15 protein-coding genes are annotated in these 17,424 nt (G+C 67.1%); 11 read left to right on the top strand and 4 right to left on the bottom strand.

The window, feature by feature from the left end:
• Positions 1-63 precede the first annotated feature (63 nt).
• The 5 genes from BST42_RS13900 (at position 64) to BST42_RS13880 (ending at position 3,332) form a co-directional block, all read left to right on the top strand.
• On the top strand, positions 64-537 hold the full coding sequence (locus tag BST42_RS13900; RefSeq protein ID WP_083119385.1) for an SRPBCC family protein: 474 nt from the start codon (positions 64-66) through the stop codon (positions 535-537).
• 68 nt (positions 538-605) lie between these two features.
• Positions 606-1,355 carry a DUF5666 domain-containing protein gene (locus BST42_RS13895; RefSeq protein WP_083119381.1) on the top strand — a complete coding sequence of 250 codons (750 nt, stop codon included), beginning with the start codon at positions 606-608 and terminating at the stop codon, positions 1,353-1,355.
• Positions 1,356-1,397: 42 nt separating this feature from the next.
• Positions 1,398-1,799 carry a type II toxin-antitoxin system VapC family toxin gene (locus BST42_RS13890; RefSeq protein ID WP_083119380.1) on the top strand — a complete coding sequence of 134 codons (402 nt, stop codon included), beginning with the start codon at positions 1,398-1,400 and terminating at the stop codon, positions 1,797-1,799.
• A gap of 89 nt (positions 1,800-1,888) precedes the next feature.
• On the top strand, positions 1,889-2,677 hold the full coding sequence (locus tag BST42_RS13885; RefSeq protein WP_083119378.1) for a DUF1906 domain-containing protein: 789 nt from the start codon (positions 1,889-1,891) through the stop codon (positions 2,675-2,677).
• Positions 2,678-2,762: 85 nt separating this feature from the next.
• Positions 2,763-3,332 carry an HD domain-containing protein gene (locus BST42_RS13880; protein WP_083119376.1) on the top strand — a complete coding sequence of 190 codons (570 nt, stop codon included), beginning with the start codon at positions 2,763-2,765 and terminating at the stop codon, positions 3,330-3,332.
• Positions 3,333-3,548: 216 nt separating this feature from the next.
• Here the strand turns inward: BST42_RS13880 and BST42_RS13875 are convergent, their stop codons facing one another.
• A complete protein-coding gene (locus tag BST42_RS13875; RefSeq protein WP_083119720.1) occupies positions 3,549-4,340 on the bottom strand; it encodes an SDR family oxidoreductase in 792 nt (263 codons plus the stop codon).
• A gap of 212 nt (positions 4,341-4,552) precedes the next feature.
• On the opposite strand from BST42_RS13875, the gene BST42_RS13870 reads away from it, so the two are divergent.
• From BST42_RS13870 to BST42_RS13855, 4 genes are all read left to right on the top strand, one after another.
• Positions 4,553-6,907, top strand: a complete 2,355-nt coding sequence (locus tag BST42_RS13870) for a putative bifunctional diguanylate cyclase/phosphodiesterase (RefSeq protein ID WP_083119719.1) — start codon at positions 4,553-4,555, stop codon at positions 6,905-6,907.
• A gap of 58 nt (positions 6,908-6,965) precedes the next feature.
• Positions 6,966-7,409 (top strand): thiol-disulfide oxidoreductase DCC family protein, encoded by a 444-nt coding sequence (locus tag BST42_RS13865; protein ID WP_083119375.1) that lies wholly within the window; start codon positions 6,966-6,968, stop codon positions 7,407-7,409.
• 76 nt (positions 7,410-7,485) lie between these two features.
• Positions 7,486-7,884 (top strand): Zn-ribbon domain-containing OB-fold protein, encoded by a 399-nt coding sequence (locus BST42_RS13860; protein WP_083119373.1) that lies wholly within the window; start codon positions 7,486-7,488, stop codon positions 7,882-7,884.
• Positions 7,885-7,917: 33 nt separating this feature from the next.
• Complete coding sequence (locus BST42_RS13855; protein WP_083119371.1) at positions 7,918-9,129, top strand: thiolase family protein; 1,212 nt, start codon at positions 7,918-7,920, stop codon at positions 9,127-9,129.
• A 40-nt stretch (positions 9,130-9,169) separates the two neighbouring features.
• Here BST42_RS13855 and BST42_RS13850 read toward each other — a convergent pair whose 3' ends face one another.
• Positions 9,170-11,440, bottom strand: coding sequence for a putative bifunctional diguanylate cyclase/phosphodiesterase (locus BST42_RS13850; RefSeq protein WP_110918611.1), 2,271 nt, complete (start codon positions 11,438-11,440; stop codon positions 9,170-9,172).
• 176 nt (positions 11,441-11,616) lie between these two features.
• Here BST42_RS13850 and BST42_RS13845 point away from each other — a divergent pair, with 176 nt between their 5' ends.
• Positions 11,617-12,990 carry an NAD(P)/FAD-dependent oxidoreductase gene (locus BST42_RS13845; protein WP_083119368.1) on the top strand — a complete coding sequence of 458 codons (1,374 nt, stop codon included), beginning with the start codon at positions 11,617-11,619 and terminating at the stop codon, positions 12,988-12,990.
• A 67-nt stretch (positions 12,991-13,057) separates the two neighbouring features.
• Here BST42_RS13845 and BST42_RS13840 read toward each other — a convergent pair whose 3' ends face one another.
• On the bottom strand, positions 13,058-13,831 hold the full coding sequence (locus BST42_RS13840) for a cutinase family protein (protein ID WP_083119366.1): 774 nt from the start codon (positions 13,829-13,831) through the stop codon (positions 13,058-13,060).
• A gap of 178 nt (positions 13,832-14,009) precedes the next feature.
• Complete coding sequence (locus BST42_RS13835) at positions 14,010-14,933, bottom strand: TIGR03564 family F420-dependent LLM class oxidoreductase (protein ID WP_083119718.1); 924 nt, start codon at positions 14,931-14,933, stop codon at positions 14,010-14,012.
• A gap of 232 nt (positions 14,934-15,165) precedes the next feature.
• Between BST42_RS13835 and BST42_RS13830 the strand changes: the two genes are divergently transcribed.
• Positions 15,166-17,412: an MMPL family transporter gene (locus BST42_RS13830; RefSeq protein WP_207569497.1), complete on the top strand. Its 2,247-nt coding sequence runs from the start codon at positions 15,166-15,168 to the stop codon at positions 17,410-17,412.
• The last annotated feature ends 12 nt before the right edge of the window (positions 17,413-17,424 follow it).

Raw genomic sequence — 17,424 nt, 5'->3', positions numbered from 1 at the left:
GTTCGCAGTTCGGGCTACACCAGGCCACTACTGTGCGCGTCCCGCACGTGACAGGATCCATCCGTGAGCGAACGCATCGAGGTTCAACGACTGATCCCAGCGCCTGCCGCGGACATCTTCGCGGTGCTCTGCGATCCGCAAGGCCACGTCGCGATCGACGCCACCGGCATGCTGCAGGACGCCGACGGGTCATCGGTCGGTGCGGTCGGCGACAGCTTCGTGGTGCACATGGACCGCGAATCGCTCAACGACTATCCGTTGGGCAAATACGACGTGACCGTGTCGATCACGCAGTTCGAACAGGACAAGCTGATCGCCTGGACGATCTTCGGCCAACTGAAGCCGGATATCGGGCACGTGTACGGCTACCGGCTGGAGCCCACGGATGGCGGTACCACGGTCACGTCGTTCTACGACTGGTCCGACATTGATCAGCACTGGCGCGACGCCAAGATCTTCCCGATCGTCGGCGAGCCGGCACTGCGCGCGACGCTCGGCATCCTCGAGCGCGCCGTGCGCCGAGGCTATCCGCGGTAGCCGCAACCCACAGCTCCCTCATGCGGGCTGTAAAGGGCAGTCCAAGTTCGGCAGCCGACGGTGGATTCATGACTCTCACCGTTCCGGTAACACTGCCGCGGCGTCGCCCCGCGGTACCGCTCCTGATCGGCCTCACCGCACTCGTTCTGGCGGCATGCGGCTCCTCGCCCACCGCCGCGAATTCCTCGACACAGGCCGCGGGCTCGACGAGTGCGACGGCACCGGCGAAAGGCAGCAGCAAAAAGGACCACGTGTCGGGACTGATCACGTCCGTCAACGGCGACACGCTCGCGGTCAGCGACAAGAACGTCGCCTCCAACGTCGGCTTCACCTCGGCGACGAAGGTCTCCGAAGTGACCCCGGCCGCGCTCACCGACGTCACCGTCGGCAGCTGTGTGTCCGTGCGTCCGGCCCGCGGCACCAGCCCGGCTCCGGACGGGTCGGTGACTGCGGCGGCGATATCGATCAGCGCACCGAGAGACGGCCAGTGCTACGCGGGCGCCCGACAACAGGCCGGTTCCGCGGCGCCTACCCCGCCCGGCGGACCGGCGGGTCATGGTGGTGGCACACGCGGCACGGTGGCTTCGATCAGCGGCGGCACCCTCGTCGTGACGGTCGCGGGGAGCAACACACCCACCACCGTCACCGTGTCCAACACCACCACCTACACCAAGCGCGCCGCCGCCGACATCCAAGCGATCGCGCAAGGCAAGTGCGTCACCGCGCGAGGCACCAAGGATGCCAGCGGCACCCTGCAGGCCAGCATGATCGGCCTACGGCCGGCCAACAACGGCGGTTGTCCGTCGATGAACCGTTGAGCTGTTCCTGCGCATAGGGCACCGCCGTGCAACGGTGTTCGCATGACAGTTTTCGTCGTCGACGCACAGGTGGCCATCGACCTTGCGGCCGGCGGGCGGACCATTCCCCCGGGACACAGTCTCACCGCACCCACGCTGCTCCGCTCGCAGGCGCTTGCACTCGTCTACGGCTCGGTGCGGCGTGGCGAGTACGACGAACGGGCCGGCAGGCGGCTTCTCGACGATATCCGTGGACTTCGCATCCGCCTCCTCGGCGATCGAGCCTTGCAGGACCGCGCCTGGCGGATCGCCGCGACGCTGAACTGGCCGGACACCTACCGATCCGAATACATCGCATTGACTCAGCTGCAAGCAGACGCGCTGGCCATCGTGGATGAGGAACTCGCGGCCGCGGCACGCGCATACGTCGAAACCGTCTCTCCCGCCGCGATCCTGCGGCCGTGACGTAACGATCGAGGCTCATCTCGAGCTGAATCGAACAACAATCAGCGTGGGAACACCGTTCACGGCAGTCACATCGTTAACATCGCGCGATGCACGATTTGCCCCCGGCCCCAGGCCGTCCGGTCACCCGGCGTGACGCGCTTCGCTTCGCGGGCGCCGTGGCGGGGCTGGGTGCCGCGTCGCTGGGTTGGGGCACGCCCGAAGCCGCCGCAGCGGCCCCCACATTGATCGACTTCGCCGCCAAACAGATCCCCGCGCAGCACATCCGCGCCGCAGGCCACTCCGGGGTGGTCAACTACGTTTCGACGTCGCGTCCGGGTTCGTCGTTCGGCGCCAAGCCGATCACGCTGCCCTACGCCCAGTCGCTGACCGCCGCCGGCCTGGTGATCGTCAGCAACTATCAGTACGGAAAGCCGGGCGGGACAGCGCCGTCGGATTTCCTGCGCGGCTATGCCGGCGGTGTCGCCGACGCACGCACCGCCTGGCAGTTGCACACCGCGGCCGGCGGCGGCCAGAGCGCGCCGGTCTTCTTCACCATCGACGAGGACATCAATCGCGACACATGGAATCGCGTTGCACTGCAATGGTTCCGGGGAATCAACTCGGTTCTCGGGGTTCAGCGCACGGGAGTTTACGGCGGTATCGACGTGTGCCAGTGGGCGTTGGCGGACGGCGTCATCGGCCGTTCGAGCACGCCTGGCCGCGTGTGGGCCTGGCAGACCAAGGCGTGGTCCGGCAACCGGGTGCACCCCGCCGCCGTTCTCTACCAGCGGATCGTGAGCACTGCGTCGAACCCCGGACCACTGGTCGGCGGCCTGGAAGTCGACGTCAACGATGTGCTGGCCTCCGATGTCGGCCAGTGGAACCTTCATCCGTGACGGCACCCGCGCGCGATCGTCGCGTCACGTAGCCGAAACACGGCGCGGCTAGTTTGAGCGCAAGCCGTCCCGAGAGGAATCGACGATGAGCGCGCCAACCCGGGCCACGTACCGAACCATGGCCGAAGGCACCGCAGAAGACTATGCGCTCATCGAGCGTGCGGAAGCGGCCAACAACGCCGGGCTGGTCGACCGGGTGCTGGGCCTGGTCGAAGCTCTCGCCGAAGGACAGCAGGCGTATCCGGTCAGCCGGCTGGATCATTCCCTGCAATCGGCGACCCGCGCCTTCGATGACGGCCGCCCGGGCGAATACGTGGTGGCTGCCTTGCTGCACGACATCGGCGACACCTATGCACCCCATGCCCACGGAGCGTTCGCGTCCGCGGTCATCGCGCCGTATGTCTCGGAACAGGTGGCCTGGATCGTCCGGGTACACCCGGAATTTCAGCAGTACTACTACGCGCCGCACATGGGTGGCGTCCGTGATGCGCGGGAACGGTATCGCGGGCACCCCTGGTTCGACGACGCGGTGGAATTCTGCGAGAAGTACGACCAGAACTGTTTTGACGCGCACTTCGACCATCGGCCGCTCGAGTTCTTCCGGCCGATGGTCGAAGACGTCTTCGCGCGCGAACCGTGGCTCGCGGCACGCTAGTCAGGTATCGCCCCGCGCGCCTGAAATTCAGGCGGCGTCGTGGGCGGCGTCAGCGCACGATGCGCAGTCGGGGCTGTCGATGTCGAGTTGCCCGCAAGCCGGGCAGATGAACGGAATCATCAGGTTTCCTTCGTCTCGCGGTGCGACGCCGGCTGTCTACGACGCTGGCGGATTCTTACCCGGCGTCGGCGCGCTCGAAACGTCGTCGCCGGGCCGCTATCGCAGGCTGCGTTGGTAGCGGCGCATGCCCGCGATCCAGCGCTCGTAGTCGGCGCCTTTCTGCCGGTACATGGTCAGCACCTCGGGGTGCGGCAGCACCAGGAACGTTCCGTCGACGATCGCCTGGACGACGAGGGCTGCGACGGTGTCGGGGCTGATCACGGCTCCCGCACTGGTGACCGCGGAACCGGCCACCCGGATCTCCTCCTCCGGAGAGGAGGACATACCCCGTAGCAATGGGGTGTCCACACCCATCGGGCAAAGACAGCTGACACCAATCCCGTTGTCGCCATACCGAATCGCCAACCATTCGGCGAATCCGACGGCAGCGTGCTTGGTCACGCTGTAGGGGCCGGCACCGAGCTGGGTGAGCAGACCGGCGGCCGACGCGGTGACGACGAAGTGTCCGCTGCCCCGCTCAACCCACTCCGGCATGACAGCCTTGGCCGCCCGGATGTGGGCGCGCAGGTTGATGTCGATGATCCGGTCCCAGGCGGCTTCGTCGTCGCCGAGTCCGGGTTCGCCGGTGATCCCGGCATTGGCGACGTAGATGTCGGTTGGGCCGAACGTCTTGCGCGCGGCGTCGAGCAGGGCGGCGATTCCGTCCTGGGTCGATGCATCCGCCGCCACGCCGATGCCACCGATCATCGCAGCGGTGTCAGCGGCTGACTCCGCGTTGATGTCGCCGGCGACCACTGACGCGCCGCCCGATGCCAGGGCCATCGCGATGGACCTTCCGATGCCTGAGCCCGCTCCGGTGACCACCGCCACCGCTCCATCGATGTGCACGGCCACATGTCTAGCTCACTTGGCGGATGTTGTGGGTGCATGCAGCCTGATCGCGCAAGATCGAAACGTTGCTGCTGGTGCAATAGTGGGAATTTAAGCCAGCATTTGCGCGGTGGTTTGCCTTTGTTCTTCTTTGCGCGTCGGCTATTCTGGCTGCGGCTTTACGTTGTCCCGGAGTGTCGTGCCACCGGGCGGTGCAGGAAGGGGCCGCGATGCCCAAGACCGCCCGGGTCGCGATCGGTACCTCGGTGATCTTCGCGGCCTTCGTAGTCTGGGCGCTCAGCGGGCGATCGCACGGCGATGCCGTCAAGGCGGTCGACGACATCGTGTTCGTGCTGCTGACGATTCCTGCGGCGGTCTTCACGGCGCTGGCGGCGCGAGCGCTGCACGGCAGGCTGCGGGCCGCGTGGGTTGCCATCACGATCGGGATGGTCGGCTGGGCGCTGGGCGAGGTGCTGTGGACGTACTACGAACTTGCTCTCGAGGTACCCCCGTTCCCCTCCCTGGCCGACGCGGCCTATCTGATCATGCCGGTGGGCTTCGGCGTGGGCCTGCTGTTGTTCCCCGCCGACAGCGGCCAGTCCCGGACCCGAACGCTGCTCGACGGGGTGATCGTTGCCGGGTCGCTTTTTCTGGTGAGCTGGGTGACGATCCTGAGCCCGATCTATTCCGCCAATTCGGATGGTGCGCCGGCGGTGATCATCTCGCTGGCGTACCCGCTCTCGGACGTGGTGGTCCTGACGATCGCGGCGATGGCGTGGCTGCGGGCTGCCGACGATCAGCGCGGAGTGTCGACTCTGCTGACCATCGCGATGGTCTTCATCGCCTTGTCCGACAGCGGCTTTGCCTATCTGTCGGCGAAGAACGACTACTCCAGCGGGAACCTGATCGACATCGGATGGGTCGCCGGCCTGATGCTCATCATGGTGGCCGCCACCGCCAGCCGTGACGAAGTTCGCCGGCCACGCACCCACGCCAACCTGGCCGGTTGGGCGTCGGTGTGGTTCCCCTATGCGCCGCTTCTCCTTGCCGGTATCGTCGCCGCCGCCGAACCGGCCACTGTCTTTCAAACGCCGCTGGTAGGGACGATCGGGACGCTGCTGATGCTGGCTGTTCTGGGCCGCCAGTACCTGGCCGTGCGGGAAAACCGCCGCCTGCTCGCCACGGTGGCCGAGCAGGCGCTGCGTGATCCATTGACGGGCCTGGCCAACCGCGCGATGTTCTCCGACCGGCTCGAGGAGGCGATGCAGCGCCGCGAGCGGGACAGCGGCGCGGTGGCGTTGATCATCCTGGACCTCAACGACTTCAAGCTCGTCAATGACACGCTGGGGCACCCGGCCGGCGATGAACTGCTGAACCGGGCCGGCGAACGAATCCTGGGATGTGTCCGCAACAGCGACACCGTCGCACGTCTCGGCGGCGACGAGTTCGTGGTCCTCGTCGACGACGACCCCATGCACAAGCACGCCGATCAGATCGCACAGCGCGTGGCGGAGTCCTTCGACAAGCCGTTCGCCATCGATGGCCAAGAACTGTTCATCCGGCCCAGTGTCGGGTTGGCCGTCGCGGGTGCCGACGAACCCGGGGTATCGGCCGAAGAACTGGTCAAACGCGCTGACACAGCCATGTATGCGGCCAAGAAGACCCGCACCATCGGGGTGCACCGGTTCACCCGCGATCTGCAGCTGGCCACCTCCCCCGACGACGGCGTGAGCCATCGGTTGCGCAGCACCCCGTCCACCGAGGATGCGGCCGCGGTCCAGCTGCTGGGTGAGTTGCGTCAAGCGATCGACTCCGTCGAGCTCACATTGGCCTATCAGCCCAAGTTCAACCTCCTCACCGGCGACATGGTGGGTGTCGAGGCCCTGGTCCGCTGGCCGCACCACCGGCGCGGACTGCTCAGCCCCAGCGAATTCCTGCCGCTCGTCCGCCATCACGGCCTGATGCGCCCCGTCACCGATCTGGTGCTCAACACCGCGCTCGACGCTGCGCAGGGATGGCACCGGGCCGCCGTGCATCTGCCGATCGCCGTCAACATGTCGGCACCGCTGCTTGCCGACCCGCATCTGCCCGCCCGTATCCGTCGTGCGCTGGAGGACCGGGGCCTGCCCGCCAGCGCGCTGACCGTCGAGATCACCGAAGACTTGGTGCTCGGCAACATCGAAGGCACCCGCGATGTACTGAACCAGTTGCGCCGCAGCGGAATTCGCATCGCCATCGACGACTTCGGGACTGGCTACTCCACCCTGTCCTACCTGTGCGAGCTGCCAGTCGACGAGGTGAAGCTGGACCGGCGGCTCGTCGTCCAGATTTTGGACGATGCCCGGGTGGCTACCGTGGTCCACGCGGTGATCGCGCTCGCTCACGAATTGGGCTTGATCGTCGTCGCCGAGGGAGTCGAAGACGCCGACGTCGCCGCGCGCCTCGTCGAGTTCGGCTGTGATGTGGTGCAGGGCTTCTACTTCAGCGTCCCCTTGTCAGCCGACGACGTGCTGCGGAGGGCCACCCAGGCCGCCGATCCCATCAGTGCGGGCACCCCTGTGACGTCAGGAACAGAACGGAGCTGAACCCGGCACGTTTTGGGATGATGGAGGCCGAATCGCTGCGTGGGCAAGGGAGGTCACGATGACGCCGGCAGACAACTCCCCGACCGCCCCGGTACTGCTGTACGACGGTGTGTGCGGGGTCTGCAACAGCGCGGTGCGCACCATTCTTCGGTACGACCAGCACGGGACTCTGCGCTTCGCCGCGTTGGACAGTGACTTCGCCCGCGACACGATCGCTCGGCACCCCGAACTGGCCGGTGCGGACACTGCGGTCTTCGTACGCGACGCGGGACAACCCAGCGAGACCGTATACCTGCGCTCGACGGCGTTGCTGCAGGTTGCGGCATACCTTGGTGGCTGGTGGCGGCTGGCGTTGACGGCGTACGTGATCCCACCGGCCGCGCGTGACTGGCTCTACGAACGATTCGCGGCTGTGCGGTACCGCATCGGCGGCCGGCATGACACCTGCCCGACCCCGACCGCCGATGTGCGCAGCCGATTCCTCGACTCGGCCTACGGCTGAGCTGTCGGCACACCCCACCCGGTGGACGTCCCCGGCCTTTCGCTAGCGTCACAAGGACCTACGGACGGAGGTTCACATGGCCGAGCGCATCCCGATGGTCGACTACCTCGTGCTCGACGACGGTGAACCCCATCTCGTGGCCCACGAATGCACGGCGTGCGGCGCTCGATTCTTCGACCGGCGCAACGCCTGCGCCAACTGTTTTGCCACCGAGTTCCGGACGGTCCCCGTCGCAACCGAAGGCACCGTGCGCACGTTCACCATCGTCACCTTCGCCGCACCGGGCGTGCCTGTCCCCTTCGTCGCGGCGGTGATCGACTGCGACGGCACGCAGGTGCGTGCCAATCTCGTCAACGTCGAGCGCGATCCCGAACACGTCCACGACGGCATGAAGGTGCGTCTGAGCACCTACTCGCTCGGCGCCGACGCACAGGGAACCGAGGCCATCGGCTTCGGCTTCGAGCCCGTGGCCTGATCCCCCGCCACCGAACCGTTCCAAGGAGATGCCATGAGTGCCAGCGACGACATTTGGATCCTCGGTATCCGGATGACCAAATTCGGCAAGCACGCCGATTCCGACACCGTCGACCTGGCCGCCGAGGCCGCGATGGCTGCGCTCGCCGACGCGGGTGTGACCATGGCCGACATCGGCGTGCTGGCCGCCGGCAACCTGATGAACGCGAGCGCCGGGATCGGCCAGCAGTTGCAGAAGCAGATCGGGCAGACCGGGATACCGGTGTACAACGTGGCCAACGCGTGCGCCACCGGGGCCACCGCGCTGCGCACCGCGATCATGGCGGTCAAGGCCGGCGAGGTGCGCTACGGCATGGCGGTCGGTGTGGAAAAGCTGTCTGGCGCAGGACTTCTCGGTGCAGGCGGCCGGAAGAAAGACGACTCCGACGTCTGGCAGCCGGCCGGGCGCTTCGGCGCCGTCGCGCCGATCGACGGGCGGATCGGCACCGAGGCGATGCCCGGCGTGTTCGCTCAGATCGGCACCGAATACGGCCACAAGTACGGCGGCACCAGCTTCGAGTTGTTCGCCAAGATCAGCGAAAAAAACCACGCGCATTCGACATTGAATCCGCTGGCGGCCTACCAGAAGCGCTTCACGCTCGAGCAGATCATGAACGACGTCATGATCGCCTACCCCAACACCCGACCGATGTGCTCGGCCAACTGCGACGGCGCCGCGGCGGCGATCGTGTGCAACGGCGAAACGCTCAAAACACTGTCGGCCGAACAACGTCGGCGCGCGGTGAAGGTGTCGGCGTCGGTGCTGACTTCGGACCCCTACGAAGAGGGCTGCCAGGTGCTGCCGAACGTCAACACCCTGACCCGCAACGCGGCCGCCACCGCCTACGAGCAGGCCGGCATCGGGCCCAAGGACCTCGACCTGGTCGAGTTGCACGACTGCTTCGCGACCGCCGAGCTGGTCCACTACGACAACCTGATGCTGTGCGAGGAAGGCGGCGCCGCCGACTTCTTCAACTCCGGCGCCACCTGGCGGGACGGCTCGACGCCGGTCAATGTGTCCGGTGGTCTGCAGTCCAAGGGGCATCCGATCGCGGCGACCGGCATCGCGAACATCTGGGAGATCTGCCACCATCTGCGTGGCGAGGCCGGCGATCGGCAGATCGCCAACGCCAAGGTGGGGCTGGCCCACGTGATCGGGCTCGGGTCGGCGTGCGGTGTCCACATCCTGGAGAAGTCCGCGGCCTGAATCACGTTGGCCGCGCCTTTGTTTCGGCGTACTTGACGTACTACCGCGCGGTCAGCGACACCCCGATATCGGACAACTCCGTCGCCCGTCCGAACAGGTGACCTTGAGCGAGCCCGCATCCGGCCAGGAAAATGGTCTCCGCCTGGTCGGAGGTCTCGATACCCTCGGCGATCACGGTGAGATTCAATGCTTCACACAATCCGATGACCGACCGGTAGAGGGTGAGATTGCGTGCCGGATCGACGCCCAGAGCGAGCCCGCGATCCAACTTCACGATCTGCACCGGCAATTCGTGCAGATACGTCAGCGAGTTGTAACCGGCGCCGAAATCGTCCAGGGCGACTCTGATGCCGAGGTCGTTCAAGCGTCTGATGGCCGCCGCCCCCTCGACCAGGTCGACGATGGGAACGGTCTCGGTGATCTCCAGAACGAGTCGGGCGGCCGGTAGGCCGTGCCGGGCGAGCGTGCGGCCGATGATGCCTTCGAATTCAGCACTGCCGAGGCGCGCGGCACCGATGTTGACGTGCACATCCAAGTCCAGGCCGGCGGCCGCGATCTCCGCGCAAGCCTGATCAAGAACCAACGAATCTAGTTGTGCCCCTTGGCCGTTCGCTTCAGCCAGCGAGACGAACGTCTGCGGAGGGATCTGCATCCCGCTCGCCGTCGTCCACCGCGCCAGCGCCTCCACTGCGACCGGCCTGCCGTGCGGGAGCGTGACGATCGGCTGGTACTTCAACCGGAACCCGTGCGGAGCTCCTCCCTTCGCCTGCCGCAGCGCCGTCGGAAAATCCTCCGACACGCTGAACGCCGGCCGGTAGACCACCGCGGTGTCCTTGCCCATTCGCTTGCCGGTGTACATCGAGATGTCCGCCTGCCGGAGCAGATCGTCCGACGTCGGCGGCAGACCGTGATGCCCTGGGCTGACCAGGCCCATGCTCGCCCGTACCCGGATCGACGTCCCGTGCACCGAGAACGGGCTCCGAAGAGCGACGCGCAATTGGTCCGCGACGATCTCCGGTGCTCCGACCTCACCGGCGATCAGGATGGCGAATTCATCTCCTCCGATGCGAGCGAGCGTGTCGTCGCGCCCCAGACAGCTGCGGAGGCGGGCGCTGATCGCGCACAGCAACTCGTCACCGGCCGCGTGCCCGAATCGGTCGTTGACCTCCTTGAAGTCGTCGATGTCGACGAAAATCAGCACGAACGGCCCATCTCGGATCGCGTCGTCCAGCCGCTGCGCCAGCAGCAAGCGGTTCGGCAGGTTCGTCAACGCATCATGGTGCGCCTGATGAGCGAGCCGTCGTTTGGCGTCGACGAGCTGTTCGGTCAGCTCCCGCTGGACGCGCATCGCCACCACGTAGCGGGTGGCGACGAGCAACGCCAGGCCGAGATAGGTGGACGCGAAGAACATGTCGATGCCGCGGCCGACGAGTACCTGGAACGCGAGGAGTGCCGTACTACCCATGAAGCCGACATAGGGCAGGGTCAGTTGCGCCCAGTTGGTCGGCAGTTCGTTCTGCGGCCGGGGCCGCGGCGGCAGTTCGAGCAGGCTCCACGCGATCAGCAGTGGCGCGAACACGAATCCGGTGCCGATCCAGAGGTCCAGGTTCGTCACCTCGACGCTGCGGAGGTAGGCCAACAGCCGGTCGGAGGACACGAGGGTGATCACCGCCGCCGCGAGCAGCATGTAGTTGGCCCGCCCCAAGCGGTACGGCGGGTACCACATCGCGATGAGAACAGCGACCATGACCACGACGAGTTCCACGATGGCGATGCCGAAGATGACCGCGGTGTTGGTCGATCGCGGAAGCGAGCTGCTGTCCACAGCGGCGGGCCGGGCGACGTAAATGAACTGAGCGAACGACAGCGCACTGATCAGCCCGTCGAGCAGCGTGGTGAAGATCCGTGGCCACGCAGGCGCCCGGCCGGGCACGTCGTGGTCGCGGCCCGCGCGGATCAGCAGGACCATCGCCGCGCAGAAGAAGAACGCCCCGGCGAAATAACCGACCACGCTCCACCACGGCGCGGTCGCATGGCGATCGGCGTTACCGGTCAGCTGCCACAGGAGTTCGGACCCCAAGAAGATGGCCACCGCGGTGAGAAGGGTGGTCCGCCACCACCTGGACAACCCCGTCACTCGCGGGATCACGGCCAGGCCGACCATCAGTGCGGCGACACACACGATTGCCTCGAGAGCGAATTGCACCCGCAGCGCCGTCGCCACTCCCCACAGACCGAGCGCGTTGAACGCTGCCGCGGCGACGACCGTGACAGACAGCCCGCAACGCAGGCGGTGACTCAAAAGCGACAACGCGCTCCCCTCCACCCCGCGGCGTCAGCCCCCCATATCGTGGCAGAATGGCGCGGCGGCCGGGACCGTTATCGCGCAACTGAGTACGGTCGGCGTTCAACCGGCAAATCAATCGGGTAGGCCGTATCCATCTCTTTCCCGAACGGGTACTCCAACGACAATGAGGGTGATTCGACATGGGTGACGAGCGACCCAAGGTACTCATCATCGGCGGCGGTTTCGGTGGCCTGTTCTGCGCCCGTCGGCTCGGGCGACTCGATGTCGACGTGACGCTGGTCGACCGTGCCGCCTGCCATGTCTTCCAGCCGCTGCTGTATCAATGCGCCACGGGAACGCTCAGCATCGGGCAGATCAGCCGGTCCCTGCGCGAAGAATTGGCGGATCACCGCAATGTCACGACACTGCTGGGCGAAGCCATCCGCCTGGACGCCGACGCGCGTCGGGTCACGGCCCGTCGTCCCGACGAGACGATGTTCGACATCGACTACGACTACCTGGTGATCGCGGCCGGCATGCGACAGTCCTACTTCGGGAAGGAGGAATTCGCCGCGTGGGCGCCGGGTATGAAGACGCTCGACGATGCGCTCAGCATCCGCCGCAGAGTTTTCGCGGCGTTCGAGATCGCCGAGACCTTGCCGCCCGGCCCCGAGCGCGACGAGTGGCTCACGTTCGCTGTCGCAGGCGCCGGACCCACCGGTGTCGAATTGGCCGGGCAGATCCGAGAACTCGCGACGCGGGCACTGGCCAACGAATTCCACAGCATCGAACCTGAGGAAGCCCGGGTGCTGTTGTTCGACGGCGGGGATCGCGTACTCAAGAGCTTCGCTCCCGCACTGACCGACCGCGCGACGCGCGAACTCGAGAAGTTGGGCGTGGAAATGCATTTCGGTGTCCACGTCAGTGATGTGCGCCGCGGCGGGGTGACCGTCAGTTCGAAAGCCGGCGGGCCCGACAAGGACTACGCGGCGCGCACGGTGCTGTGGACGGCCGGGGTCGAGGCGGTGCCCTTCGCGCGCCACGCCGCCGAGGTGTTGGGTGCGCGCACCGACAGGTCGGGCCGCATCTCAGTCGAGCCCGACCTGTCGGTGGCGGGGCATCCGACGGTGTTCGTCATCGGCGACCTCGCCGGCCGCGACGGACTGCCCGGTGTTGCGGAGAACGCCATGCAGGGCGGTCTGCACGTCGCGGCGTGCATCAAGCGGGACCTCGGTGGACGTACCCGCAAGAGCTTCCGCTACCGCGACCTCGGGTCCGCGGCCTACATCAGCCGCGGCCACGCCCTACTGCAGGCCGGTCCGATCAAGCTGACGGGCATCGCGGGCTGGCTCGGGTGGGGCTTCATCCACATCGCATTCCTCACCGGCGTCCGCAACCGATTCAGCACTGTCGCAACATGGCTGGCGTCCATCGCACGGGCGAACCGCAGCGACCGCACCTTCATTCTGGGCGGGTCCGGCCACCCCGAGGAGCCGTATACGTGGCAGTCGCCGGTGCACCAGGGTCGCGAGGCGGAGTCGGAGTCCGATCGTCGCGATCAGAGTGCCGGGTGAGCGACGCGGAAAGCCGACGGCCGGACGCAGTCCGTGCGGACTGGCATCCGGCCGTCGGGTGAAGGGGTCAGTTGGCTGCGTCGACCTGCGCCGCGGTCTGCACCAGCGTCGCCGCCGCCGCCGGGCCGCCCAGCTTGCTCACCACGAAGTCAGCGGCCTGATCGGCCATGCCGTTGCTCTTGTATGAACTGTGGGCGCTGCGGTCCAGCCCGCCCGGATAGCAGACCGGGTCGCCGGTGGCACACAGCTGAACGGTCTTGCCGGCGTACGCGCTGCCGATGGAGATCTGGGGCGCGCTGCGGTCGGCCAGGCCCAGGAACCAGTCGTCGGGGGTGCCGAACAGCGCCACCGCCGCGACATGGGATGCCACCGACGCAGGCAACGGTCCGGAGAGGCTGGCGGGCAACGTGACTCCGGCCGGAACCGAGCTGGACGTGGTGTAGCCGGCGACCGCCGCGCCCTGGGAGTAGCCGCCCAGCACGATCTTGGTCGACGGGCATTCCGTTGCGACCGACTGAATCTTGTTGGCCGCGTCCGCGACTCCGTCGACTGCCTGTCCGAAGTTCAGCGACGCGGGATAGTTCACGCCGTAGGCCTCGACCGTCTTACCCGGCAGCCGCGCGCTCAGCGCATCGACGAACGCCTGACCGGTGGCACCCACGCCGGGCGCCTCGAACGTGCCGCGAGCGAAGACGACCTCGACTGCGGCACACGAGTCCTCGGCGGCGTTGGCGGTGGCGGCGGGACCGGCGAACAAACCGCCGACGACTGCGAACGACGCGAATGCGGCAAGAGCGCCCGTGCGGGTCGCGTTCATCATGCGGGCCAGTGGTGTATTCATCAGATCGTCCCCATCCTCGAGCGGCTTCTGCCTGCTACAAGCGGGTTCCACTACCTGCGATTCCACCGATGTCAAGTGATCTATCTCACCGGTACAAATGGGGCGCACCGGGATGGCCGGCGCCGCGTTCGGCGTTGGCACTGCGGCTCATCGGCGTCGCGGACGCCGGGCGGTTGACCTACGCGTCGTAGGCGCGCAGCAGAGCCCGGGTGCGCGCCCGGCCCTCCGCCGACGAATCGAACGTCGCGGCGACGTACTCGTCGACACCGGCCGCGGCCAGCTCGTCGAGTCGGCCACGCACCGTCTCCTCGTCACCGATGATGGCGGCATCCTCCGGGCCGGCGTAGCCCTCACGATCGAGCATCGCACGGTACGACGGCAGCTGACCGTAGACGGCGAACTGTTCGGCCGCCTGCGCGCGGGCCGCGTCCACGTCGTCGGTGACGCTGATCGGAAGGGACGCGGCGACCCGAACCGCGCCGGTTCGCCCGGCGCCCTCCGCGGCCTCACGCAGTACCGGTCCGACATGCTCGGCCAGTGTCTTCGGTCCGGTCATCCACGTGCAGGTTCCCGCGGTCCGCCGGCCGGCGATCTTCAGCAGCTGTGGACCGAGGGCCGCGATGTACACCTCGGGCCGGGGTGCCCCCGAGATCATCAGGGCGCCCCGGGTGGTCACCGTCTCCCCTGCCGCGTCGGCGGGCTCACCGGCCAACAGGGGCAACAGACCGTCGAGGTATTCGTTGAGCCGGCGTACCGGCTTGTCCCACGGGATCCCCCACATGCCTTCGGTGACCGCTTGATGGGTCATCCCCAGCCCCAGCGTGAATCGGCCGCCCGAAGCCAGACTCAGGGTGAGGGCGCGTTGCGCCATGAGCATCGGATGCTGGTTCTGGATCGGCACCACCCCGCTGGCGACTTCGATAGTGTCGACCTCGTGCAGGGCGATCGCAAGCACCTCGAAAAGATCTGGCTCGTAGGGTAATTGGCTCATCCACACCCGCTTGAAGCCCTCGTCACGCAGCATTGCCAGGTTGGCGATCGTCGCATCGATCGGTGAGTCGCTGCCCGTTCCGCTGAGTTGCCCGAACATGCTTACCTGCATCACCAACACGCTCCTTTGCATCACTGTCGGTCACAAGCGCCGGTTCGCCGATCGACCCGATCCGCACCTCACTCTGCTGCACCCGGGTGGCCCACATCAAGCACGGCGGCCCGGGATCGGCCAACCGTGACATCTCAGTGACGAAGGCGTCAGTTCGGTTTCGCGGGTCGGCGATCTTCCACAAGCTGGTCGGTACATGGTCGCCTTCGGTCGGGAAGCGAGGTAAGCCGCTGTGCTGCACCGGATGACCTTGCTGGCCCTGGCAGCACCAGGTCGGATCGTGGCGTGCGCGGTGTTCGTGATGATCGCGGCAGGCCTGTTCGGCGCCTCGGCGGCGGGCAACCTCAAAGCGGGCGGCTTCGTCGATCCCGACGCCGAATCCGCGCAGGCGACGCGCATCCTGACCGACACGTTCGGCCAAGGCGACATGCAACTCGTATTCACCGTCACCGACCCGCAGAACGCCCAGAGCGCGGCCGCTCGCGCCGTCGGGACGGCCATCGCCGACCGCGCGGGCAGAGACCCTTCCGTCACTGCGGTGGTCTCCCCGTGGACGGCGCCTGCGGCCGTGTCCGCGTCGCTGATCAGCACGGATGGGCGGTCCGGACTGGTCGTGGTGGGTCTTCGTGGCGGCGAGGACGCCGCACCCGGGCACGCGCAGCGCCTGGCCGACGCCGTCGCGGCCAGCCTGCACGGCAAATACCCCCAGATCGACGTGCTGGCGGGCGGCTCGGCGATGGTCTTCTCGCAGATCAATTCTCAGACCCAGCGCGACGTCGTGGTCATGGAGTCGATCGCGATACCCCTGACGTTCGTGGTGTTGATCTGGGTCTTCAGGGGCGTGTGGGCCGCGCTGCTGCCGATCTCGGTCGGCACATTCTCGATCGTGGGCTCGTTGGCGTTGCTCCGCGTCATCGCCTCGATCACCGATGTGTCGGTCTTCGCCCTGAGCCTCAGCGCGGCGCTGGGGCTCGCCTTGGCCGTGGACTACACCCTGCTCATCCTGAGCCGGTACCGCGACGAGATCGCCGCCGGCGCGCAACCGGGTGCCGCCCTGCTCGCCACCATGGCGACGGCGGGCCGGACTGTGCTGTTCTCCGCGCTCACCGTGGCGATGTCGATGGCGGCGCTGGCGGTGTTTCCGCTGTACTTCCTGAAGTCGTTCGCCTACGCCGGCGTTGCCACCGTGGCGCTGTGTTCCCTTGCCGCCATGGTGATCACGCCTGCGGCGATCGTCCTGCTGGGCAGCCGGTTGACCGCACGGGACGCCGGTGGCAGACACCGGCGCGCCGACGACCGATTCTGGTATCGCACAACGCTGTTGATGACGCGGCGCGCCGGGATCGTTGCCGTGCTGGGGTCGGCAGCGCTACTGACCCTGTGCCTGCCCTTCCTCGGCGTCCGGTGGGGTCTGCCCGATGAACGGGTGCTGCCGAATTCGGCATCGGCTCACCGGGTGGGCGACATGCTGCGTACCGACTTCACCGAGAATGCCGAAGGCGCGATCAAGGTCGTGATGCCCGACGCCGGCGGGGTGTCAAGCCAGGACATCGACACCTACGCCATGGCCGTGTCGCAGGTGCCCGGGGTCGCCGAGGTGAGCACGCCGACGGCTGTCTTCGCCGCGGGGGTCCGCGCGGGTCCTCCGTCGGGAATGGCGGGCGTGCGCGACGGCTCGGCCTTTCTGACGGTCAGCACCACCGAGCCGGCGTTCTCCCCCGCGGCGGTCAACACCGTCCACGCCGTCGAGGCGCTGCCCGGCCCCGGCGGCCGAGACGTCTGGCTGACCGGCGCGACGCAGGTGGGCCTCGACAGCGTTGCCGCGATCACCTCACGGCTGCCGGTGGTGCTCGGCATCATCGCGGTGGTCATGTTCGCGGTGATGTTCATCTTGACCGGCAGCGTGGTGCTACCGGTCAAGTCACTGATCCTCACGCTGCTGTCATTGACGGCGTCGTTCGGTGCGCTCGTCTGGGTGTTTCAGGAAGGCCATCTCGGAGCGCTGGGCACCACGGTCACCGGAACGCTGGTCGCCAACATGCCGATCCTGCTGTTCTGCATCGCGTTCGGGCTGTCGATGGACTACGAGGTCTTCATCGTCGCGCGCATCCGCGAATTCTGGCTGGCCAGCGATCGGACTCGGCTCGCCAACGACGAAGCCGTGGCACAAGGCTTAGCTCACACCGGTCGGGTGGTCACGGCCGCCGCCGCGATCATGACGATCTCGTTTGGCGCGCTGTTCGCGGCGAAGGTGTCCTTCATGCGGATGTTCGGGGTGGGTCTGACCTTGGCAATCGTCCTCGACGCCACCGTGGTGCGGATGATGCTTCTGCCCGCCTTCATGCACTTGCTGGGCAGGCACAACTGGTGGGCACCGGCCCCGATTGCCCGCTGGCATGCCCGGATCCCCGGTCATCAGACGCCGTCGCCGACGCGGGCGAAAAAAGAACCCATCCATGACGGCGTCGACTCCGAATGATGGATGCCATCG

This window comes from Mycolicibacterium rhodesiae (assembly GCF_002086695.1).
Classification (GTDB): domain Bacteria; phylum Actinomycetota; class Actinomycetes; order Mycobacteriales; family Mycobacteriaceae; genus Mycobacterium; species Mycobacterium rhodesiae.
The sequence above is the reverse complement of the archived record's forward strand: the minus strand, read 5'-3'. Positions and strand labels throughout refer to the sequence as shown.